Source organism: Halomonas sp. M1 (assembly GCF_029581375.1).
In the GTDB taxonomy this organism is placed as follows: Bacteria; Pseudomonadota; Gammaproteobacteria; order Pseudomonadales; family Halomonadaceae; genus Vreelandella.
The window spans coordinates 1,706,548-1,729,806 of sequence record NZ_CP121119.1; the positions used below are offsets into that span (position 1 = coordinate 1,706,548).

The following is a 23,259-nucleotide window of genomic DNA, read 5'->3' on the forward strand; positions in this document are numbered from 1 at the left end:
TTACGGCGAGTCATGAATCTGACCGAACCCGTCTAGCGGGCTAGTGCTTGTGGGGAATTATATGTTTCATGGCGGAACCCTGATTGCCGTATCGCTGCTGTATATCGCAATTCTGTTTGGTATTGCTTGGTTTGGCGACCGCCACGCTCGCACCCACGGAGCCAGCCGCCGCCGGCCAATCATCTACAGCTTGGCGTTGGCGATTTACTGCACCTCCTGGACGTTTTACGGCGCAGTTGGCCAAGCAGCCACTGCTGGTTGGTCATTTGCCAGCATTTTTGTCGGGCCGATCCTGACTTTTCTGCTGTTCTGGCCGGTATTGGCCAAGATGATCCGCGTGGCAAAGCATCAGAACGTCACCTCAATCGCCGACTTTATTGCTTCCCGCTACGGTAAAACCCAATCCCTTGCCGCTTTTGCCAGCCTTGTCGCCCTGATTGGTACCCTGCCCTATATCGCGCTTCAGCTTAAAGCCGTCGCCACCTCGTTTAGCGTGCTGACCGATGCACAGGACATTACCCACACCCCGCTCTTTGGCGATACTGCCTTTTACGTAGCGGTCGTGATGGCGATTTTCGCTATTCTGTTTGGCACACGCCATACCGACGCGACGGAACACCATGAAGGGCTCATCCATGCGGTAGCTTTTGAGTCGCTGGTAAAACTCGCGGCATTTCTTGTGCTAGGCGCGTTTGTCACATGGGGCATGTTTGGTGGATTAGGTGAACTCATGGCCCATGCGGAAAGCCAGCTCGAACTGCAGCGCCAGTTGGCTAATCAGGATTTCGGCCAAAGCTTTTGGGCACAAACCCTACTCGCCATGCTGGCAATTCTCTGCCTGCCACGCCAATTTCATGTAGCGGTCGTCGAAAACATCCACCCAGACGATGCCAATAAAGCACGCTGGCTGTTTCCACTCTATTTGCTCGCCATTGCGTTTTTCGTGGTGCCGCTCGCCGCCGCGGGTCTACTGCTGTTCTCTGAAAGCGGTGTAGAACCAGACACCTACGTGTTAGCACTTTCAATGGCGTCAGGGCACGAGTGGTTGATGCTGCTAACGTTTATTGGCGGCTTTTCCGCTGCCACCGGCATGGTCATTGTCGCGGCAGTAGCCGTTTCTATCATGATCTCAAACGAGATCGTCATTCCGGCCCTTTTCAGGTTGCGTTGGTTTGATACCAAAGCCCGTGACTATGGCCGACTCGTGTTACGAGCTCGCCGCTTGACCATTGTGGCCGTGCTAGCAATGGCTTACGGCTTTTACCACCTGATCGCCGAATTCACATCGCTGGCGTCTATTGGCATGCTCTCTTTTGCAGCCGCCGCTCAATTTGCGCCCGCGTTGATAGGCGGGCTTTACTGGAAGCGGGGCAACCGCTTAGGCGTTATTGTCGGCATGAATGCAGGCTTTGGCATTTGGGCCTACAGCCTTCTCATGCCAGCCATGATTAGCGCTGGCGTCCTACCCTCGGACTGGTTAGCAGGCGGCCCTTTGGGACTGACTTGGCTATCACCCACGGCGCTGTTTGGCCTAAACCTAGGCGACTCCTTTACCCATGGGGTAATGCTCTCACTGGGCGTTAACCTGTTTTGCTACATTTTTGTTTCACAGATTACTTCTCAGCGCGTGGTGGAGCGTATCCAGGCGTCGCTGTTTGTCGATAGCGTCGAAACCCGTCAAACCTCGGTTAACCGCCCCTGGACGGGGGCCACCACGGTAGGCGACTTAAAAGTGCTTTGTGAACGCTTTCTAGGTGCTGGCCAGGTTGATCGCGCCTTTGAAGATTATGCACGCCGGGCAGGTAAACCGCTGGACGAAGGCACCCGCGCTTCGATTGACGTTATCCAGTTTACCGAGCGTTTTTTGGCTTCGGTCTTAGGCGCCTCCTCGGCGCGGATCGTTGTCAACTCAGCGCTTCAAGGACGCGGCATTGGGATTTCTGATGTTATTTCCATCGTTGATGAAGCCTCCCAGGTACTGGAATTTAACCGAGCCCTGCTCCAGGCCACTATTGAGAATATCAATCAAGGCATTAGCGTTGTTGACCAGAACCTCAGGCTAGTCGTGTGGAACCAGCGATATTTAGAGTTATTCCGCTTCCCTGACCATTTGATCCGGGTAGGCGCACCCATGGATCGCATTTTCCGCTATAACGCCCACAGCGGCGAGTACGGCCCAGGCGATCCCGAAGAACACGTTCAACTGTTGATGGATAATATTCGCGATGGCCAGCCCCACCGCTACGTGCGCTACCGCCAGGACGGCAGCGTACTGGAGGTTCAGGGCAACCCGATGCCCGGCGGTGGGTTTGTCTATACCTACCAAGACATCACCCAGCAAAAGCGTATCGAAGAGGCGTTGATCCGCTCTGAAAACAATATCCGCATTTACACCGACAATGTGCCCGCGTTAATCGCCTACTTCGATAAAGAGTGTCGCTACCTCTTTACTAACCGTGCCTACGAGCAGGCGTTTAACATTGATCGTAATGCTGTCATTGGGCGACGCTATGAAGACGTACTGCCCGTAAAGCAAGCCGAAGAGCGCCTACCTTGGGTGAAACGCGCACTGGCAGGAGAGCGTGTCAGCTTTGAAGTCTCGATGCGCGTTAACGATGCAATGCGCTATATGTTGGTGACCTATACGCCCCACTTTGGCGATAGCCAGTCGATTCTAGGTTTTTTTGCGCTTTATCAAGATATTACCGAGCGGCGCCAAGCTGAAATTGCGCTTAAAGAAACCAACGAAACCCTCGAGGAACGCGTACGTGAACGCACCCAGGCGTTGTCTGAGGCGAACGCGGCGCTACGTCAGGAGAACCGCGTGCGTGCGGAGGCCGAGCAGGCACTACGCCAAGCCAAGCAGCTAGCCGAAGATGCAAATGCCTCTAAAACACGCTTTTTGGCCGCCGCCAGCCACGACCTGCTGCAGCCACTAAACGCTGCACGCTTATTTACCTCTGCGTTAATGCAAAACGTTACTACTAGCGATACCCAGCGCATCGTCGGGCATATTGATAATTCTCTCCAGGCCGCTGAAGAGCTACTCGGTACTCTGCTGGATATTTCCAAACTAGACGCTGGCGCGCTCACTCCCCGGCGCAGCCACTTTGCCCTAGCGGATATTATCCGCCCGCTGCGCGCTGAGTTTGAGGTGATGGCTGATGACCGTGGTTTGGATCTCAACGTCGTGCCGACTCAACAATGGGTCGACTCTGACCCGCAAATGCTGCGGCGTATTGTGCAAAACTTCCTTTCCAACGCGATTCGCTATACCCAGGAGGGACGGGTCTTGCTGGGCTGCCGTCGCTACGGAGACCGCCTCTCTATTGAGGTTTGGGATAGCGGCCCCGGCATTCCTGAATCTAAACTATCGGAAATCTTCCAAGAATTTCGCCGCTTGGATCAGGTATCGCGCCATAAAGAGAGTGAAAAAGGATTGGGGTTAGGGCTCTCCATTGCCGACCGTATGAGCCGGGTGCTCGACCACCCCATTAAGGTACGCTCCTGGGAAGGTGTCGGCACCGTTTTTGCAGTCAGCGTGCCTATCGTGGCAGCACGTGAAACGGTACCCACCGATCAAGAGCCTCAGGGGCGCCGTGGTGGCAATAAGCTGGCGGGTACTCGCATTATATGTATCGACAACGAAACGTTAATACTTGAAGGCATGACCGCCATGCTCAGCGGCTGGGGGTGCGAAGTGTTTACCGCCACCAGTATTGGCGGGGCTAAATCGATCCTGCGCAATATGGATGGCGACCCCGACGCGATACTGGCCGACTATCACCTGGATAACGAAGTGACGGGCCTGATGGCGCTGGAAGCCCTCAGCGATCGGCTTACGAGCGCCGTACCAGGGATTGTGATTACAGCTGACCGCACCGAAGCGGTAGCTGAAGAAATTAAGCGAGCGGGCTATCAGCTGCTCTTGAAGCCGGTTAAGCCTGCAGCGCTACGTGCCCTGTTAACACGCACGCTTCAAGCTAGCCGAGCCGCGAACTAGATGCATAGCAAGCATCGAACAATAGCCAGTGATAGCTCTCTTTATTAACGACAGCGCCGCGCTTATGTTGCCATAAGCGCGGCGCCAAACAACTACCTAAAGCGTGTTACGACTCGACTTTGGGCGGTTCTACTTCAAGTTTTTGCGCGGCGATAACCGCCTGAGTGCGCGAGTGCACGCCCAGTTTACGTAAAATAGCGGTCACGTGGGCTTTAATCGTTGCTTCAGAAACGCTCAACTCGTAGGCGATCTGCTTGTTCAACAGGCCTTCGGTTAACATATTGAGCACGCGAAACTGCTGTGGCGTTAGCGAAGCAATCGCTTCAGCAAAGCGCGACTCTTCCTCACTGGTCTCTTCCAATACATTGGCTAACGCTTCGGGCAGCCATACCTCACCCTGCAGAATCTCTCCTACTGCTTCCGCGATTAGCTGTAGAGAGGAAGACTTAGGAATGAACCCAGACGCACCATAGTCGATAGCACGACGCACGACGTAGGGCTCATCGCTTCCCGATACAACGGCGACCGGAATATCCGGCATCTGGCCACGCAGCTGAATCAAACCTGAGAAGCCGTGGGCGCCAGGCATATGTAAATCCAGCAAAATCAAATCGGCATCGGGATGGCGATTCACAACTTCATTGGTGGCCGCCATCGTATCGGCTTCGACAATCTCAGCCTGAGGGGCCAACTGGCGTAACGCCTGGGTGAGCGCTGCACGAAACAGTGGATGGTCGTCAGCGACGATAAACTTATGGGCTACTGCCATGGATATTCCTCCGGTTCCTCGAGCAGCGGGGTTGCCTGCCGCCGCGACGCTAGGCTCTTACGGTTGAAGCATGGTACCCCATGGGCTTCGTCATGCCCAAGCATCACATGCACAATTTGTTATCTGTCGGTTATCCAACTAAAAACAGCAGTGCCGGCTCCACGGCCGGCACTGCTACGAATTAGCGTATTGAGACTGATACAGCATAGCAAACGCTTAACTCTGTTGTTGAAAAACATATCTGTTGGAAGACATGGTCGTTGGAAAACATTGTCGTGGGACAACAATGTCGTTGAAAAGCATGCCCCTGCCGCTAACCGACAGGGGCACTCAGCGCTACTGATTAGCGCGATGCTCAATCAGGTCATCAACTACCGACGGGTCTGCCAGTGTGCTGGTATCCCCGAGGCCGTCGCACTCATTAGCGGCAATCTTGCGCAGAATACGACGCATAATTTTACCTGAACGCGTTTTGGGCAAACCAGGCGCCCACTGAATGACGTCCGGCGAGGCAATGGGGCCGATGTCTTTACGCACCCATTGCGTTAGCTCTTTTTTCAGTTCGTCAGTAGGATCGACATCGCCATTCAAGGTTACGTAAATGTAGATGCCCTGGCCTTTAATATCGTGTGGGAAGCCCACGACCGCTGCTTCAGCTACCGCAGAGTGCGCGACTAGCGAGGACTCGATTTCAGCGGTACCCATGCGGTGGCCCGAAACGTTGAGAACGTCGTCCACGCGGCCGGTGATCCAGTAGTAACCATCCTCATCACGGCGGCAGCCATCACCAGTAAAGTACATGCCATCGTAGGTTGAGAAATAGGTCTGGACATAACGCTCATGGTCGCCCCAAATAGAGCGCGCCTGGCCTGGCCAGGAGTCCAGAATGACGAGGTTACCCTCGGCGGCACCTTCTAGCTGATTGCCCTCATTATCGACCAGCGCTGGCTTCACACCAAAGAAAGGTACCGTGGCTGAGCCTGGTTTTAGATCAATGGCGCCAGGCAGCGGCGCAATCATGAAGCCACCGGTTTCCGTCTGCCACCAGGTATCCACGATAGGACACTTCTCGTTACCAATGACGCGGTAGAACCACTCCCAGGCCTCCGGGTTGATCGGCTCACCTACCGAGCCCAACAGACGCAGCGAGTCGCGCTTGCTCGAATCCATCACGTTATCGCCATGGGCCATCAGGGCGCGAACGGCGGTGGGCGCGGTATAAAGAATATTGACCTGGTGCTTATCGACAATTTCACCCATGCGGCCATGGGTTGGGTAGCTCGGCACCCCTTCAAACATCAACGTAATCGCCCCGTTAGCAAGCGGGCCATATACAATATAGCTGTGACCTGTCACCCAACCCACGTCAGCCGTACACCAGTAAACTTCGCCTTCTTGGTAGTCGAAAACGTATTGGTGAGTCATCGCAGCGTACGTAAGGTAGCCACCAGTAGTGTGCTTCAAACCTTTTGGCGCGCCGGTAGAACCAGAGGTATACAGAATAAACAGCGGATCTTCCGCGCCCATGGCTTCCGCTGGGCACTCGGTGGACTGCTTGTCGACTAGCTCATCAAACCAAATATCACGGCCTTCCTGCCACTCGATATCACCACCGGTACGCTTAACAACCAAAACGTTTTTACAAACGTCGGTGCCGTCGCGCGTCAGCGCCGAGTCAACGTTCTCTTTCAAGGGCACATGCTTACCACCACGTACCGACTCATCGGCGGTAATCACCAACTTAGAATCAGCGCCAATGACCCGCTGAGCAACGGCATCAGGAGAGAAGCCGCCAAATATGACAGAGTGAACGGCACCAATACGGGCACACGCCAGCATCGCCACTGCTGCCTCGGGGATCATCGGCATATACAGCGTAACGGTATCGCCTTTCTTAATACCCAGCGACTTCAATCCATTGGCTAGCTGATTGGTGCGCTCATACAGCTCACGGTAGCTAATGTGTTTAGAGTCGTTGGGATTATCACCTTCCCAAATAATCGCAGTTTGATCGCCGCGTTTTTCTAAATGGCGATCCAGGCAGTTAGCAGTGACGTTAAGCTGGCCATCTTCAAACCAGCGGATATCGACATTCTCACGTGCAAAGGAGGTGTTTTTGATCTTAGTGGGCGCTTTAATCCAGTCGAGTCGCTTGGCTTGCTCGGCCCAGAAGCCTTCCGGGTCGTCCATCGACTGTTGATACATGGCTGCATATTTATCTTTGTCTGCCCATGCGCTGGCGGCGAAGCTATCGCGTACCGGATAGACGTTTTTATGTTCGCTCATGAAATTGCCTCTGTCCGTGAAAATGCTCTCTCTGGAAAATGGTGTCGGCATTATTATTGGTCGCACCGACCCGTTTAATATTTACCTAGCATAAACCTACCTGAGCAGGCTTCCTCTTAGACATTGGTATTAACATTTTTAATATAAAAAACAAAAGGTTAAAACTGATCCGAGGTTAATCAATAGTGCAGTAGACCAAGGTCTGAGCACAATCACGACAACGATAACGGCGCCCCTTTAACACTAAAGAGTGACGCCTAGCGGTAAAATAGTGAGATTGGCAATGACACCTGTAATGATAAGGCCGAACCTGTGAGTGCTTAATATCAAACTGATGGGTCACTTTCGGCTCTAAACCAAACAGATCACGCATGACAGACTTCCACTCGCGGCCATGGGGCTTTAAACGCGGTCCATTTGCCAAGTGAAAGACTAGCCAGTGTGCCATTTCATGAGGGATGACGTCGTCAAAAAAGGCGCTGCGGTTACCTTCTAACAGTACTGGGTTGAAGCGAAGCCCCCCTTTCCCCAGGTGCGCTTGGCCTGCTGAGGCACCTTTTAGGTCAAACCATACCCGTGGTGCAGGCAGTTCTGGATAAACTTCCCGACAGCGCCCTAGCGCTTCGTGCACCCGTTCTTGGGCTGCGCTGTGCAACGCCTGAGCCGATAAGGCCGCCAATTGCTCTGCAGGCCAAGGGGGCAGTGGTGAGGTCTTCATTAGTGATAAACTAGCCATTAATAACGTTGCAAACGATTGTTACCGATCAGCATCTTTTTCACAAAGACGACTTTATAAAACGAGGCTCCCCATGGCAGAGCGCAATAACGTGCCAGCAACAGATTCGCCCGACAACGCCCCGCCTCAGCCGCTGCTTGAGGATGACCAGCTGGATAGGCTGGATGACTTTTTAGATTCCGAGCAGGTAGGCGAAGATGCGCTTGATCTGATTTCTGCCCACGGTTTTTTAGTGGCCCTGGCCGTGGCGCCAAGCGAGCTGCCGCCCGCCCAGTGGCTAGCCGAGCTGTTTCAGGGTGAGCCTAACTATCGCGACGAGGCAGAACGCGACGACATTATTCACCTACTAACACTGCTGCGGGATAACGCGATGGCAGTGCTTGAGCAAGGCGGCTTACCCGAACTGCCCTTTGAGCTTACCTTGGATGGTCTACCCGCTGAAGAGACGCCGATTGGCGATTGGTGTGCTGGCTTTATGGAAGGCGTCTTCAGCGATGAGAGCGCCTGGTTCCAAGATGACGAGGAAGCGGCGGCCACCCTGCTGCTACCTTTCATGCTGCTGTCCGGGCTATTTGAAGATGAGCCCGACATGGCAGAAATGGCGCAGGATCAAGCCAACCAAGAGGCCTTAGTTGCCCAACTACCCGAGCTAGTGCTTGACCTCTACCTGCACTACCGTGTGCCGCCAGAAACCACCAAACCCAAGCCGCGCAAGAAAACCCCAGCCAAAGGCAAAAAGCGCAAGTAAGCCTTTGAAAGCTTTTATTTAAGACGGGTGACCATGGCATTCAACAGGCCATAGATCCACTCACGGGCGCGCTGCCCCCAAGGGCGCGCGGCCCAAGCAGCAGCATCCACTTCCTGACTGACGGCAAAATTACGCTCAAACAGCGCACCTACGTCATTGGCTGCCGTTTCGGATTCCAACTCTTGGTTCGCTTCAAGATTCCAATGCAGGTTCCAGTGATCGAAGTTGCATGATCCCACGCTGACCCAGTTATCAACCAGCACAAACTTAGCGTGGATAAAAGTGGGTTGGAATTCAAAAATTCGCACGCCTGCTTTGAGGAGCGCCTGATAGTAACGCTGCCCGGCGTAGCGCACGCCGGGGTGGTCATGCTCGCTGCCTGGCAGTAGCAAGCGAACATCGACTCCTCGACGAGCCGCGCGGGCAAGTCTGCGTCGCAGCGAAAAAGTGGGCACAAAATAGGGGGTACAGAGCCACAGGCGCTCGCTGGCCTCGCTGACTCGCCCATACAGTGAGTGACGAATGGCCTGATAGCGATACCCTCTGGCCGACACTACCCGCCCCTTAACACCATCAGCATAACGTTCAGGCGCCCGCTGAGTAACAAGCCCTGCTGTCGTTAAATTGCCTTTCTCTGCCCGGGTTAATCGTGAGCGCCATAGGCGGCGAAATAACTTTTCCCAATCCGCCACTACCGGGCCTTCCATACGCACCGCAATTTCGTACCAAGCATCCAAGAACTCATCCACCGCCCCAAAGCCACCGGTAAAGGCAACCTCACCGTCTACCACCACAATTTTTCGATGATCACGGCTTAAGTTACGGGCTAGGGAATGAAAGCCTATAGGGTTGAAAAGGCGTAGCTGGATACCTGCCTGCTGCAAACGGGTACGCTCCGGGCGACCCAAGCCCATGGCACCATAACCATCCAGCAATAGATAGACTTTCACCCCCCGCTGAGCGGCACCAATAAGCGCATCACATACTTGGTCGGCAAGCTTACCCGACTCCATGAGGTACAGCTCAACCAGCACGTAGTATCTTGCCTGGCTGACTGCATCAAACATGGCCGGCAGAAAGCACGACGCCTCCGGCAGCAGGGTAACGCGATTCCCTTCTCGCCACACATGCTGCATACAAGCTCCTTTTTTTGAGTAAATGAATGTTAGCGGGTTAGCGAACGGTGCACATAAAGATCGTAGCGACTGGTTTTCCCTTCAAGGGTATGCTGAGGAGCAGGCCCGGCAATAGGTGGCGCCTTGCGGGGCCGCTTAACCACGACACGATGTGTCGCTACATCAAGCGCGGCTTCCAGCAGCCGAGGGGCGTCATCATCATCACCCGCCAGCTCACGAAACAGGCGCATCTCTTTTTTTACCAATGCGGACTTTTCCCGGTGGGGAAACATCGGATCAAGATGGATAACCTGCGGGTCGAAACTAGCACTAGCCACAAGCTCGGCCAGGGTATTGGCTGCGTCACCATGGCGCAACTGCATGCGCGCCGCAATAGAGGCGGTCTCTGCCGCTTGCGCCGCCCTAGCAAGGCCATCGTGAAGCAGCGCGGCTATCGCCGCCACCCGCTCGATTAGCAGCACCTGTGCACCTAAACTTGCTAGCACAAACGCATCCCGCCCTAGCCCCGCAGTGGCATCCACCACGCTAGGCGTTACGCCTTTGGCTAAGCCACAGGCTTTAGCCACCAGCTGCCCCCGGCCGCCCCCAAACTGACGTCGATGCGCGGCTTTGCCTGTGACAAAGTCAACGCTGAGCGGCTTGCCATACTGCCCTTCACTGCCTACAAGTGCTAACTGGCCTTCGTGCTGGGCTAATGTAAGCCCCGAAGGTAGCACCAACGCTTCAGGCAGTGCGTGCCATTCGTCAGACCTCATGCAGGCTTTTTCCAAGCCACATCGTTACGTAGATAAACCGGCTGAGCTTCGTGGGCCGCCTGCCCCAAGCCAGCCTCCAGGTCACGCATCCCAAGCCATGCCATCTCTTCGGCTCGCGGCTCAAGATCATTAAGGTGCTGAGTCATGCTTGCTTGGACCTCGGCAGTGAACTGCTCCCATAAGGTAAACCCTGAACCAACGCCTACCCAGTCGGTTTCACCTGGGGGCAGGTGCACCCTTTCCGGCGCCAATACGGCCTCATCACTTTGACGGCTGACGCTATCGTTTAAACAGTGCCAGGTAGCCACATAGACTTCACCCATCCGCGCATCGAGCGCTGTAACAAGATGACGGAAGTGATAGCGACGATGGGCCTGCAAGGCTAAGGCTTCCAGCGTTGAAATCCCCATCAGCGGGCAATCTAAACCAAATGCTAACCCTTGGGCGGTGCCTGCTGCGATGCGCAAACCCGTAAACGAACCGGGTCCCCGCCCAAACGCTACCGCATCTAGCTGCTGGGGAGAAACTTGCGCCTCTGCTAATACGTCATCCACCATGGGCATCAGTCGGCGCGTGTGGGCACGCGGGGTTAGTTCATACCGCGCTATACATTCACGCTGCGATCCCTGCTGGCGTATTAGCGCGGCTGAGCAGGCGCTAGAGGAGGCATCCAGCGCGAGTAGGAGTGATGGCATAGCAGTGTCGCACTCAGTAGAAATAGAGGGGCATTATACCTCTGCACAGCCTTAACGACGATGGCCCGCATAAAGCGGGCCACCAGCTGACTCTCAAAGGGCAGGTATTGCTTAATTTAGCGCTTCTTTTACTTGGCGAGTAATATCATTAACGCTGCCAATCCCCTCAACACGGTGGTACTGGGGAGCGGTTTGTGGATCTTCTTTGGCCCACTGCTGATAGTAGTCGACTAACGGAGCAGTTTGGTCATGATATACCGATAGGCGATTACGCACGGTGGACTCTTGATCGTCCTCACGCTGAATCAGCATCTCACCCGTGACATCGTCTTTACCCTGCTCTTTAGGCGGGTTGTGCTCAACGTGATACACGCGTCCTGATGCCGGGTGTACGCGGCGACCGGCTAGGCGGTTAACAATCTCTTCATCGGGAACCGCAATTTCCAGCACGTGGTCAAGCTTAACGCCGCCTTCTTTCATGGCGTCGGCCTGAGGAATCGTGCGGGGGAAGCCGTCGAACAGAAAGCCATTGGCGCAGTCGGGCTGGCTAATGCGCTCTTTAACCAGATCAATGATGATGTCGTCTGATACCAGACCACCGCTATTCATAATCTCTTTTACTTTCAGGCCCAGTTCAGTGCCATCCTTGATAGCCGTACGCAGCATATCCCCGGTGGAAATTTGGGGAATCTTATACTGCTCACAAATAAACTGAGCTTGAGTTCCCTTCCCCGCGCCGGGGGCACCCAACAGGATTAAACGCATGGCACTGCTCCTTGAATGATGGCAATAGAATAAAATTATAAGTCGACAATAACCGTGCCTTTCAGGCGACACAACTCTCCAAAAGCCTGAGAGACGCTTTTTTAATATTTTTTTTAACGAAAACAGTAAAGTGGAGGCTCCTTGTACTTTGGTAACCCCTACTTTTCTGGCAAATCGGGTGGCTATAAATACATGCGGCGCCCTAGTGGGCGCCGCATGTAACTTGCTTCATAAAACGTTTACAGCAATAACCGCCGAATGTCGGTTAACACATCCGCCAGGAGGGCGGTAAAGCGCGCCGCATCCGCACCGTTAATGGCCCGGTGATCGTAGGAGAGCGACAGCGGCATCATTAAACGCGGCTGGAAGGTGCTGCCATCCCAGACCGGTTTCATCTGCGCTTTCGACACGCCTAAGATGGCTACTTCCGGCGCATTAACAATCGGCGTAAATGCTGTGCCACCAATCGAGCCCAGGCTCGAAATGGTGAAGCAGCCACCGGTCATGTCATCACGCTTAAGTTTCTTGGTTTGCGCCTTCTTGCCTAGCTCCGCCATCTCCTTAGCAATCTCAACCAAGGATTTTTTATCGGCGTTACGCACCACGGGCACCATCAGGCCGTCCGGCGTATCCACCGCGATGCCGATATGCACGTAGTTTTTCCACACAAGGGTTTCACCATCGCCTTTAAGGCTGACGTTGAACTGGGGGAACTTACGCAGCGCAAAGGCACAGGCTTTGACCATAAACGGCAGCGGCGTGAGTTTTGCGCCCTGGGCTTCTACTTCGGCCTTCATGGCTTTGCGGAAGGCTTCAAGCTCGGTAATGTCGGCTTCGTCAAACTGGGTCACGTGGGGCACGTTGAGCCAGCTGCGATGCAGGTTTGTCGCCCCTGCTTTAAGCAGGCGACCCATCGGCTTCTCTTCCACCTCACCAAACTGGCTGAAATCGACTTCCGGGATCGGCGGGATACCAGCGCCACCGGTGGCAGCTGCCGCGCCAGGCTGTGCTTTACCTTGGTTGGCAATAGCCTGCTTCACATAGGTCTGCACATCCTCTTTAACCACGCGATCTTTTGGCCCACTCGGTTTGACGAGCTCCAAGTCGACACCCAGCTCACGGGCCAGCATACGCACCGCGGGCCCTGCGTGTACCAGCTTGCCATCACGTGGCTTATGGGCCGCCATCTGCGCTTCCGGGCTAGGCGTTCCCGCCGGAGACTCAGAAGGTTTAGCGCTCGATTGACGCGAGCTGCTTGGCGAGGCCTTATCTGGTGCCGCTTTTTTGGATGCCGCTTTTGTGGCACCCGCCACTTCCATATAGCCGATCACATCACCTTCAGAGACGGTGTCACCCTCTTTTACGGTTAGCTCAATCAGCTTACCTTTGTAGGGGCTAGGCACGTCCATGGAGGCCTTATCAGACTCCAAGGTGATCAGCGGGTCTTCTTCGTTGATCTCGTCACCGGCGGCCACGCCGATCTCAATAATCGGCACGTCAGCAGAGCCAGAAAGATCCGGCACGCGAATCTCTTTGCGCTCTGGCTCGCCGCTAGCGGCTTCTTCTGGCTCGTCATCCTGCTCAGCCGCTTGTGGCTCGCTGCTGGCTTGGCTGGATGTCTGCTCATCAGCAGCATCTTCTGCGTCGTCACCTTCACCGGCGATTTCCATCTTGCCGATGACATCGCCTTCGGAAACGGTATCACCTTCTTTGACGGTGAACGCCACGATCTTACCGCTGTAAGGACTCGGCACGTCCATGGAGGCTTTGTCAGACTCCAGGGTGATCAGGGTGTCTTCGGCATTAACCTCATCGCCTTCGCTGACCGCGACTTCGATAATTTCAACGCTGTCAGAGCCGCCCAAGTCCGGCACTTTAATATCAACCGTTTGCTTACCACCGGCTGCTTTTTTAGCCGCAGGCTTCTGCTCTTGAGAGGCTTCTTTAGGTGTATCTTCTTTTACTGGCGCGTCTTTAGGCTGGCTATCAGACGAAGTCTCTTGCTTCTCTTCGCCACCGCCTTCAACTTCCAGCTCAACGATGTCGTCGCCTTCGGAGACGGTATCGCCTTCTTTGACCAGCACTTTAAGCACCTTGCCGCCTTTTGGGGCCGGTACATCCATGCTGGCTTTGTCGGATTCCAGAGTGATCAGGGTGTCTTCCGCTTCAATGACGTCGCCTTCTGACACCGCAATCTCGATGATTTCGACATCGGTATCCCCACCGATATCGGGAACTTTGATGATTTCGCTACTCAAGGTCGCGCTCCTTCCAAATCGGATCGAGCCGGTGGGCAAACGCCCACCGGGCAGCAGTTTAGCTAGTCAGTGGGTTAGGCTTGTTGGCATCAATACCGTACTTCTTGAGTGCTTCACCTACCTGCTTACGATCAATCTCGCCACGATCAGCCAGCGCCTTCAGTGCTGCTACCGTTACGAAGTAGCGGTCAACTTCGAAGAAGTAACGCAGCTTCTCGCGGGTATCCGAACGACCAAAGCCATCGGTACCCAAAACAGTGTAGTCACCCGGTACCCAAGCGCGCACCTGATCCGCATACAGCTTCATGTAGTCGGTGGAGGCAATGACCGGGCCATCGCGGCCTTCCAGGCACTTCGTGACGTGGGGCTTGGCGGCCTCGTCATCGGGGTTCAAGAAGGCTTCACGCTCCAGCAGCAGCGCTTCGCGGCGCAGCTCGTTAAAGCTGGTGACGCTCCAAATGTCAGCACCAATGCCCCAGTCGTTGGCCAGAAGCTCGGCGGCCGCTTCGACTTCGCGAAGGATGGTGCCGGAGCCCAGCAGTTGAACGCGACCTTTGTCACCCTGGGTTTCTTTGAGCAGGTACATACCTTTGACGATATCGTCGGCGGGTACGTTTTCCAGTGCGGGGTGCTCGTAGTTTTCGTTCATCACCGTCAGGTAGTAGAAGCAGTTCTCTTTGTCAGTGAACATGCGCTTCAGACCATCCTGAACGATAACCGCCACTTCATGGGCATAGGTCGGGTCGTAGCTACGGCAGTTGGGGATGGTCGATGCCTGAATCAGGCTGTGACCATCCTGGTGCTGCAGGCCTTCACCGTTGAGCGTGGTGCGCCCGGCAGTGCCACCGACCATAAAGCCACGCGCCTGCAGGTCGCCGGCGGCCCAGGCCAAATCACCAATGCGCTGGAAGCCAAACATCGAGTAGTAGATGTAGAACGGCAGCAGCGTCACGTGGTTGTTGCTGTAGGAGGTCGCCGCAGCGATCCAGGCAGACATGGCGCCCGCTTCAGTAATACCCTCTTCAAGGACCTGACCTTTTTGGTCCTCGCGGTAGTACATGATCTGGCCTTTATCCACCGGCTCATACTTCTGGCCTTCAGCGGTATAAATACCTAACTGACGGAACATGCCTTCCATACCAAAAGTACGCGCTTCATCAGGGATGATCGGCACGACCAGCTTGCCAAGGGCCTTATCCTTCACCAAGCCATTGAGAATCCGCACAAACGCCATGGTGGTGGAGACTTCACGGCCTTTCGAACCCACCATTTGCGAGGCAAAGGTTTTATCTTCAAGGGCCGGTATTTCCAGCGCGTCAAAATCACTACGGCGGCTGGGCAGGTAGCCATTCAAGCGCTCACGCTGCAGGTGCATGTACTTAAGCTCGGGGGAGTCCTCTTCCGGCTTGTAGTAGGGCACGTCTTTAAGCTGTTCGTCGGTGAGCGGAATGCCAAAGCGATCGCGGAATTTACGCAGCGCCTCGTACTCCATACTCTTAACCTGGTGCGCTTCGTTGGCGGCTTCGCCATCGCCGCTGCCCATACCATAGCCTTTAACGGTATGCGCCAGAATGACCGTGGGTTTGCCGTTGGTCTGGTTGACCGCCTCATGGTAGGCCGCGTAGACCTTGAACGGGTCGTGGCCACCACGGTTGAGCTTCCAGATATCCTCATCGGAGAGGTCTTTGACCATTTCTTCGGTTTCGGGGTACTTGCCGAAGAAGTGTTCACGGGTGTAAGAGCCGCCGTTGGCCTTGTAGTTCTGGTACTCGCCGTCGACCGCTTCGTCCATGCGTTTTTGCAGGACGCCCTTTTTGTCCTTCTCGAACAGCGGGTCCCAGTGACGGCCCCAGACCACCTTGATCACGTTCCAACCGGCGCCGCGGAACACGCCTTCGAACTCGTCCATCACGCGGGAATTACCGCGGACCGGGCCGTCCAGGCGCTGCAGGTTACAGTTGATCACGAAGATCAGGTTGTCGAGATTCTCACGGCCCGCCAGCGAGATGGCGCCCAGGGATTCCGGCTCGTCGCACTCGCCGTCGCCCATGAAGCACCAGATCTTGCGGTCGTGCATGTCTTTCAGCTCACGGTGATGCAGGTACTTCATCACGTGGGCTTGGTAGATCGCCTGAATGGGGCCAAGGCCCATGGAGACGGTGGGGAACTGCCAGTAGTCCGGCATTAGCCACGGGTGCGGGTACGAGGAGAGGCCATCGCCGTCAACTTCGCGGCGGAACTTGTCCATCTGCTCTTCCGACAGGCGCCCTTCCAAGTAAGAACGCGCATAGATGCCCGGCGCCACGTGCCCCTGGATGTAAATCAGGTCGCCCGCAAAGTCATCCTTAGCGGCGCGGAAAAAGTGGTTAAAGCCAACGTCATAAAGCGTTGCTGATGACATGAAGCTGGCAATGTGGCCGCCCAGACCCGGGTTAGCGCGGTTATTACGAATGACCTGGGCGATGGCGTTGTAGCGAATCAAAGAGCGGATACGACGCTCCATGAACAAATCGCCAGGCATCGGTGCTTCGCGATGAACCGGAATCGTATTGCGGTGCGGGGTCGTCACCGAGAAGGGTACCGTCATCCCATCCCGGCGCAGGCGATCCGCCAGGCGGGTCATCAGGTAACGGGCACGATCTTCGCCCTCACGATCCAGTACCGATTCCAAGGAGTCCAGCCACTCCGTGGTTTCGACTGTATCGAGATCTTCTCTTGTCTCCAGACTCATAGAGGTCTCTCCGAATGACGATAAATGACAATGAGCCCCGCTAACCCAAGGGGCCTGGGGCGGCTGCGGTGTTTAGCCACCACAAGCCAATAAACAGCCGACGCATGTGCGTCGTGCAGGGATTTTCGTTCTACATTCAATAAGCTACATGCTTTTAAATGTAGTAAAGCTACAAAAATGTCGTAAAAGTTAGCCTTTTGTATATGCGAAGATACCGCAAAGTAGGCACTCTGCCAATTCCAACACAAGGGAAAAATCCATCGAAAACAAACTACTGCACCGCAACATAAGAAAAAAACCATGCTTTAGTCGCAGACTGTTGCCGCTCAAAAATGTAGCCAAACTACCGTTTTATTTACTTGCAGGTGAAGTACTTAATTAATTCTCCACTTTCCTAAGCACATTTACTAACCAACGTTACAGCAAGCTCTTTGGGCCTAGCTGCTGATAAAAATAAGCCCAATCAAACGCTGGCCCAGGATCCGTTTTTCGTAGCGGTGCGACATGCGCATGGCTGGTAATGCGCGACCGATCCAATAATGGGTAGCGCGACATAAGCCAATGGGTCGCGGCCACCAGCGTTTGATACTGTGCTTGGGTGAAAGGGGTTATGTCATCCCCTTCCAGCTCTATTCCTACTGAGAAATCATTTAATGCAGTTCGCCATTCATGTTGGCGCCTATCCCACCAGCGTGAACGCCCGGCATGCCAAGCGCGCTGATCCGTATCAACAAACTGCACACATTGACCATCGCGACGAATTAAAAAATGCGCAGAAACGCGCAGGTGGGCAATCTCAGCAAAAAAGGGGTGCTCATCAGGTATTAATTGATTGGTAAACAGCGCTTCAATAGCACCACCGCTAAACTGGCCTGGAGGAAGGCTAATCGCATGGACTAACAGTAGCGATACCTCGTTGGTTGGTCGGGCATCGCAGTTTGGCGACGCCACCTGCCTCGCCGATCCCCAGCCGCCGCCAATGGCTTCATTATTCATCACGGGCACACGCTCCTCTACGTTGACGCTTACTTTCACTATAATGCGGTTCACACTTGATGACGCCCAGAGAATCCACCATGCATTATCAAAACGCACTTGCCGAAGAGATCCGCTCCAGCGCTGCGCACCTGCTAGCCGAAGACGTTGGCCCAGGCGACATTACCGCGCAGTTAATTCCAGAGAACCAGTGGGCCACGGCAAAAGTGATGTCCCGAGAGGCAGCAGTGCTATGCGGCGTTGCTTGGGTGGATGAAATATTTCGCCGTTTAGATAGCCGCGTCACCCGGCGTTGGCAGGCGGCGGATGGCGACCAGCTCGTTCCAGAGCAGTACTTTTTAGAGCTGGAAGGGCCCGCCCGTAGCCTGCTCACCGGCGAACGCGCAGCGCTTAATGTGCTGCAAACGCTCTCGGCCACGGCAACAGCAACACACCGCTACGTCGACCTGATTAAAGGCACTGGCGTTCGTTTGCTCGATACCCGAAAAACGCTACCCGGCATGCGCCTTGCGCAAAAGTATGCCGTCACTTGTGGCGGCGGTCATAATCACCGTATCGGCTTGTGGGATGCGTTTTTGATCAAAGAGAACCACATTGCTGCCTGTGGTGGCATCCAAGCCGCCGTTGCTCAGGCCCGCAAGCTGGCAAGCGATATTCCAGTAGAAGTCGAAGTGGAAACCTTTGAAGAGCTTGACCAAGCATTGGCCGCTGGCGCCGACATTATTATGCTCGACAATTTCGCCTTGGAAGACCTGCATGTGGCGGTGGAGATTAATGGCGGTCGAGCAACGCTGGAGGCATCAGGCAATGTGGATGCCACGACGCTAAAAGCCATTGCTGAGACAGGTGTAGACTGCATTTCCAGCGGCGCACTGACCAAAGACGTGAAGTCCATCGACCTTTCCATGCGCATTACCCAAACCTTTAACGTCTAAGCACCTTAAGTTTCCACCGCGTTTAACTGTTTCGTCATGCGGTAACGCTTAAGTAACTCACCGCTACGCTCTACCCACTGCTCGCCGTGGTCGTTAAATCCTCGGCGAAGCAAGCGCTCATAGAGTACCAAGCTGGCTTCGATTTCAACGTGGGACTGGCCCTGCTCCAACAGAAAACGCTCGGCGTGAATAAGCAGCGTGGTGCCTATCCCCTGCCCAGCCAGCGAAGGCCATACATACAGTGTTTCGATACGCCCGGTGGTTAAATCCAGTTCTAAAAACCCCACACAGCGCCCGTCACAGGTAGCCACTAACGTGGTGTAAAGCGCTTGACGGGCAGCCCAAGCACTCGCTTCACGGGGCAGCGCATTCGCCCAGGCACGCCGCTCACCCAAATCATAATGGGTAGCAGCTCCCTGCATTACTGCGTGATAAAACACCTCGGCTTGGTCAGCAGCATCCCGCGCCAAAGCTGCGCGATACACAACACGCGTATTCGAGGCAGGCGCTTTAGACTCTTCGGTTTTCGTCATGCGTTACCTCTGAACTGTTGAACTATCGTTCGATGCGTCATTCAAGCAGGCTTAGGCCAGCAGGCTGCTTTATACTACGGCCACTACTTTTCAATCTACTCTAACAAAAGGCAGTGTGATGGATGATGGCCCGCACAGCGAACATTTTTCGATCACGCCAATCGGCCACATCGAAAGTGACTATCCCGATAAGTTCGGCGTGCCCCGCCAGCCAGGGTTAGCACCCGCTGCAGAGGCACACCTAGTGCTCACCCCGCCGTTCAACGACCCGCTAGCCGTGCGTGGCCTAGAGGCGTTTAGCCATATTTGGGTATCCTTTATTTTTCACCAAAGCCCCACACGCTGGACACCCTTAGTGCGCCCCCCTCGCTTAGGGGGGAACCGTAAAGTCGGCGTATTTGCCAGCCGTAGCACCCACCGACCTAATCGATTAGGCCTTTCGCTTATCGCACTTACAGGAGTCGATACGTCCCACGGGGTGCGTTTGCAACTTGAAGGCTGCGATTTAGTAAACGGCACCCCTGTAGTGGATATTAAACCCTACTTGCCCTGGGCAGAGGCGCGGCCCGATGCAAGAGCAGGCTTTGCGCCGCATGCACCCGACCTACTTCCGGTTCACTTCAGCCAAGCAGCAAAGGAAAGCCTTGCAGCCCGTGCCGATAGCGCTTCACTCTATGCCTTAATTGAACAGGTACTAGGACAGGACCCACGCCCCGCCTACCAGCGCGACGCACACAGCGAACGACTTTACGGCGTGCGCCTACGCGATGTAGATGTGAAGTTCCGCGCTGTTATAAATCCAGCGCTTCAAAACTCAGCCAGTAGACACTCAGATGTTAACAACCCAGGTATTAAAAACGCCGATATTAAAGACTTAGGTTCTCAAAATTCAGGTTCTCAAAATTCAGGTTCTAAAGACTTAGATGCTAAAAACAGTGCCACCACCTTAGAGGTGGTGGCAGTTGACACATTTCCGAGTTAGCGGGGGCTATGCGGGAAAGGTAATCCCCAAACGGCGACCTACTTCCTCGTAGGCTTCGATAACGCCGCCTAGTCCTTGGCGAAAGCGGTCTTTATCCAGCTTCTCACGGGTATTGGCATCCCACAGGCGGCAACCATCTGGCGAGAACTCGTCGCCCAGTACAATCTCGTCTTTGAACACTCCAAATTCAAGTTTGTAATCCACTAGCAGCATGTCGCCGTCAGCAAACAATTGCTTAAGTATGTTGTTTACCTGAAAGGTCAACGTCTTCATTTTTGCTAATTGCTCTGGGGTCGCCCAGCCAAACGTTTCCGCCAATGATTCGTTGATCATCGGGTCGCCCTTTTCATCGTTCTTTAGGAACAGTTCAAAGGTGGGCGGATTGAGCGCAACGCCCTCTTCCACACCCAAACGCTTCACCAAACCACCGGCGGCTATGTTGCGCACTACGCACTCCACCGGAATCATCTGCATCTTTTTCACCAGACTTTCCGTATCGGAAAGCTGTTTCTCAAAATGCGTAGGGATCCCTGCCTCTTGCAGGCGCTCCATAATGAAGGCATTAAAAATATTGTTCACCATGCCTTTGCGGGCTAGCGACTCTTTCTTCTTACCGTCAAAGGCGCTGGTATCGTCCCGAAAGTGCAGCACCAGCAGGTCAGGGTCGTCGGTGGTATAAACAGATTTTGCCTTACCGGCATAGAGTTCTTGGCGCTTTTCCATGGGGGCTCCGAAAAGGATGCAACATCAAAAATTAACGTAAGTAGCCGGAGACACGCTCAAGCAACTCGCGCTGATCGTCGGCGCTGAAGCTACGCTCGCTGGCATTGACCGCACGCAGTATGGTCTTGTCGCCATCAGGCTGCAGGGCAAGACGAATCTCCTGCGACATGCGGCGCACATCTTGGCTGAAAACAATTTGCAGCGGATTACGACCACGCTCGCTTTCCGTCATGTATTCAACTAAGAACTCGTAGTTTTCCGCAGAGGTGTCGATCAACTCACGCTGGCCTTCAACGCTAAAATCGAGTGCCAGATAATGGTTTAGCTCTGCCCAAACACGATCAGCTGGTTGGGGAATCACCACTTGCCACTCATCGTCTTGTTGGCGTACCTGCAGGGTTTGCTGACTGGAAAGGCGTTGGGCTGTCCAGGAAGAAGACGCGCTGGCTGATGCACTGCGTGCGCCCAAATACTGCTCTAATGCGTCAAGACAGCTAGCTTGCGTTTGTCCGCCTTGCTCGCAGCGTACTTCACTGCTGCCTGCACGTAGCGCACTTTGCAAACGCAGCGTCGCCTGAGAAGTTTCAATTACCCCTTGGCTGGCGTTGCTCTGCTGTACACCTAGTTGCCGGCTGTGTGCAAAGGCTTCTAACTGCGGCCATACAGCGCCGGTTTCAGCGGCTACCACCAACCACGACTGCCCACCTACCTGACGACGCTCAACATAATCGGGTTCTAAGCCGCTACCAATCGTCAACGACTGCGGTGGCGCAATGTCTGCCGCTCTCTCAACCCGCGTGCCTTGGGTCGCTGCCTGTGGCACCGGCATCGCATCACGGTAACGCTGAGTATTACGGGTTTCGGGCAGCACCAGGGGCGGGGCAGGCGCTACTTCGGTGTAATCCAGGTTACGGTCATGGTAATAACCATCCCGCGCGCAGCCAGCGAGCACAACAGCGGTTGCCAGTGCCAGCGGTATCCATTTAAGCACACGTTTTTCAAGCACAGGGTTTTTAAGCACAGGGCTCATCAAGCCACCTTAACAGTCAACAAATTAGATACCCGGCAGGCCCAAGGGCCTTACGCCGGGTAGCAAGGGGTATCGCGACGGGTTACTCCTCTACAACGCCCGCAAGCTGCAGCGCCTCGCTGACGGTGCCGTGATACTTTTCCGACAACCACGTCAGCGGTAAACGAATACCTGCGTCCATATAGCCCATGCGATGCAACGCCCACTTAACCGGAATCGGGTTGGACTCGATCCCCAGATTAGTATGCAGCGGCATCAAACGCGTATTGAGCTGGTGAGCTTTATCAGCATCACCGGCAATAGCTGCGGCACATAAATCGTGCATCGCTTGCGGGGCAACGTTGGCGGTAACGGAAATATCACCATGCCCACCCATCAACATGAAGTCACACGCCGTAGCGTCATCACCTGAGTAGAGCATAAAGCCACTGCCTTTCAGGCGACTGATTAGATCTTCTGCGCGCTCAAGGTTCCCCGTGGCGTCTTTCAAGCCGATGATATTATCCACCTCGGCCAAGCGCAAAACGGTCTCATTGTAGAGGTCAGAGCAGGTGCGGCTAGGCACGTTATACAGAATTACGGGTAATTTACTGCCCTCGGCCACCGCTTTGAAATGCTGGTAGAGCCCTTCCTGGGTGGGCTTATTGTAGTAGGGGCAAACCGACAAGCAGTAGTCAGCGCCTACTTCACTGGCATAACGCGCCAGCTCCACCGCTTCAGATGTAGCGTTGGCGCCAGTGCCCGCAATGACTGGAATTCGACCATTCACCTCTTCTACCACGCTACGAATCACATCAAAGTGTTCGGCAAAGGACATGGTAGTGGGTTCGCCCGTGGTGCCCGCTGCGACAATGGCATCGGTACCATTGTCGAGGTGGAAGTTCACCAGACGACGAAGCGCCTCCCAGTCGATGTCGCCATTGACCTTCATCGGCGTCGCCAGGGCGACAATGCTGCCTGTGATCATCCGTTTTTTCCCTCACCTGCAAAATGTTGAAATCAACCTGCCACGTGCGACGCAATGAACTTCATTGAGCTAAAACGCAGCATTGATACCTTAAGGAGCATGGTCAGCCCCGCCCATAACCAGCAAATGGTACTCAGGCGACTCAAGCCTGTACAGCGTAAAGCGCAGTGAGTTTGCTTAACCTGGGTGATCCGCTTTGACAGGCGGGCTG

General features: G+C 54.7%; 18 protein-coding genes. 4 read left to right on the forward strand and 14 right to left on the reverse strand.

The window, feature by feature from the left end; genetic code table 11:
• Positions 1 to 61: 61 nt before the first annotated feature.
• Positions 62 to 4,003, forward strand: a complete 3,942-nt coding sequence (locus P8S54_RS07720; RefSeq protein ID WP_281443919.1) for a NahK/ErcS family hybrid sensor histidine kinase/response regulator — start codon at positions 62 to 64, stop codon at positions 4,001 to 4,003.
• 106 nt (positions 4,004 to 4,109) lie between these two features.
• Here the strand turns inward: P8S54_RS07720 and P8S54_RS07725 are convergent, their stop codons facing one another.
• The 3 genes from P8S54_RS07725 to P8S54_RS07735 all read right to left on the reverse strand — a co-directional run bounded on the left by P8S54_RS07725 (position 4,110) and on the right by P8S54_RS07735 (position 7,776).
• On the reverse strand, positions 4,110 to 4,772 hold the full coding sequence (locus tag P8S54_RS07725) for a response regulator transcription factor (RefSeq protein ID WP_009095908.1): 663 nt from the start codon (positions 4,770 to 4,772) through the stop codon (positions 4,110 to 4,112).
• Positions 4,773 to 5,108: 336 nt separating this feature from the next.
• Positions 5,109 to 7,058: an acetate--CoA ligase gene (gene acs / locus P8S54_RS07730; RefSeq protein WP_281443920.1), complete on the reverse strand. Its 1,950-nt coding sequence runs from the start codon at positions 7,056 to 7,058 to the stop codon at positions 5,109 to 5,111.
• Positions 7,059 to 7,233: 175 nt separating this feature from the next.
• Positions 7,234 to 7,776, reverse strand: coding sequence for a SprT-like domain-containing protein (locus P8S54_RS07735; RefSeq protein WP_281443921.1), 543 nt, complete (start codon positions 7,774 to 7,776; stop codon positions 7,234 to 7,236).
• Positions 7,777 to 7,867: 91 nt separating this feature from the next.
• On the opposite strand from P8S54_RS07735, the gene P8S54_RS07740 reads away from it, so the two are divergent.
• Entirely contained in the window at positions 7,868 to 8,542 is a 675-nt protein-coding gene (locus P8S54_RS07740; RefSeq protein WP_281443922.1) for a YecA family protein, read from the forward strand.
• Positions 8,543 to 8,556: 14 nt separating this feature from the next.
• On the opposite strand, the gene P8S54_RS07745 is transcribed toward P8S54_RS07740, so the two are convergent.
• The 7 genes from P8S54_RS07745 to ampD form a co-directional block, all read right to left on the reverse strand.
• Positions 8,557 to 9,678 carry a phospholipase D-like domain-containing protein gene (locus P8S54_RS07745; protein ID WP_281443923.1) on the reverse strand — a complete coding sequence of 374 codons (1,122 nt, stop codon included), beginning with the start codon at positions 9,676 to 9,678 and terminating at the stop codon, positions 8,557 to 8,559.
• Between the two features lie 29 nt (positions 9,679 to 9,707).
• On the reverse strand, positions 9,708 to 10,433 hold the full coding sequence (locus tag P8S54_RS07750) for a class I SAM-dependent methyltransferase (protein WP_281443924.1): 726 nt from the start codon (positions 10,431 to 10,433) through the stop codon (positions 9,708 to 9,710).
• Positions 10,430 to 11,128, reverse strand: coding sequence for a tRNA (adenosine(37)-N6)-threonylcarbamoyltransferase complex dimerization subunit type 1 TsaB (gene tsaB, locus P8S54_RS07755; RefSeq protein ID WP_281443925.1), 699 nt, complete (start codon positions 11,126 to 11,128; stop codon positions 10,430 to 10,432). Before tsaB ends, P8S54_RS07750 begins: the two co-directional genes overlap by 4 nt.
• 111 nt (positions 11,129 to 11,239) lie before the next feature.
• Positions 11,240 to 11,893 (reverse strand): adenylate kinase, encoded by a 654-nt coding sequence (gene adk / locus P8S54_RS07760; RefSeq protein WP_009095896.1) that lies wholly within the window; start codon positions 11,891 to 11,893, stop codon positions 11,240 to 11,242.
• A 239-nt stretch (positions 11,894 to 12,132) separates the two neighbouring features.
• A complete protein-coding gene (gene aceF, locus P8S54_RS07765; RefSeq protein ID WP_281443926.1) occupies positions 12,133 to 14,151 on the reverse strand; it encodes a pyruvate dehydrogenase complex dihydrolipoyllysine-residue acetyltransferase in 2,019 nt (672 codons plus the stop codon).
• 58 nt (positions 14,152 to 14,209) lie between these two features.
• Complete coding sequence (aceE, locus tag P8S54_RS07770; RefSeq protein WP_281443927.1) at positions 14,210 to 16,882, reverse strand: pyruvate dehydrogenase (acetyl-transferring), homodimeric type; 2,673 nt, start codon at positions 16,880 to 16,882, stop codon at positions 14,210 to 14,212.
• 417 nt (positions 16,883 to 17,299) lie between these two features.
• The gene (ampD, locus tag P8S54_RS07775) at positions 17,300 to 17,878 is read right to left on the reverse strand and encodes a 1,6-anhydro-N-acetylmuramyl-L-alanine amidase AmpD (RefSeq protein ID WP_281444078.1); all 579 of its coding nucleotides are present in this window, start codon (positions 17,876 to 17,878) and stop codon (positions 17,300 to 17,302) included.
• Positions 17,879 to 17,958: 80 nt separating this feature from the next.
• On the opposite strand from ampD, the gene nadC reads away from it, so the two are divergent.
• A complete protein-coding gene (gene nadC / locus P8S54_RS07780; protein ID WP_281443928.1) occupies positions 17,959 to 18,813 on the forward strand; it encodes a carboxylating nicotinate-nucleotide diphosphorylase in 855 nt (284 codons plus the stop codon).
• 5 nt (positions 18,814 to 18,818) lie between these two features.
• Here the strand turns inward: nadC and P8S54_RS07785 are convergent, their stop codons facing one another.
• On the reverse strand, positions 18,819 to 19,346 hold the full coding sequence (locus P8S54_RS07785) for a GNAT family N-acetyltransferase (protein WP_281443929.1): 528 nt from the start codon (positions 19,344 to 19,346) through the stop codon (positions 18,819 to 18,821).
• A 118-nt stretch (positions 19,347 to 19,464) separates the two neighbouring features.
• On the opposite strand from P8S54_RS07785, the gene tsaA reads away from it, so the two are divergent.
• The gene (tsaA, locus tag P8S54_RS07790) at positions 19,465 to 20,328 is read left to right on the forward strand and encodes a tRNA (N6-threonylcarbamoyladenosine(37)-N6)-methyltransferase TrmO (RefSeq protein WP_348651277.1); all 864 of its coding nucleotides are present in this window, start codon (positions 19,465 to 19,467) and stop codon (positions 20,326 to 20,328) included.
• Positions 20,329 to 20,334: 6 nt separating this feature from the next.
• Here the strand turns inward: tsaA and purC are convergent, their stop codons facing one another.
• The 3 genes from purC to dapA form a co-directional block, all read right to left on the reverse strand.
• Complete coding sequence (gene purC / locus P8S54_RS07795) at positions 20,335 to 21,051, reverse strand: phosphoribosylaminoimidazolesuccinocarboxamide synthase (RefSeq protein ID WP_009101963.1); 717 nt, start codon at positions 21,049 to 21,051, stop codon at positions 20,335 to 20,337.
• Between the two features lie 31 nt (positions 21,052 to 21,082).
• Positions 21,083 to 22,081: an outer membrane protein assembly factor BamC gene (gene bamC / locus P8S54_RS07800; RefSeq protein ID WP_281443930.1), complete on the reverse strand. Its 999-nt coding sequence runs from the start codon at positions 22,079 to 22,081 to the stop codon at positions 21,083 to 21,085.
• An 82-nt stretch (positions 22,082 to 22,163) separates the two neighbouring features.
• The gene (gene dapA / locus P8S54_RS07805) at positions 22,164 to 23,048 is read right to left on the reverse strand and encodes a 4-hydroxy-tetrahydrodipicolinate synthase (protein ID WP_281443931.1); all 885 of its coding nucleotides are present in this window, start codon (positions 23,046 to 23,048) and stop codon (positions 22,164 to 22,166) included.
• Positions 23,049 to 23,259: the final 211 nt, after the last annotated feature.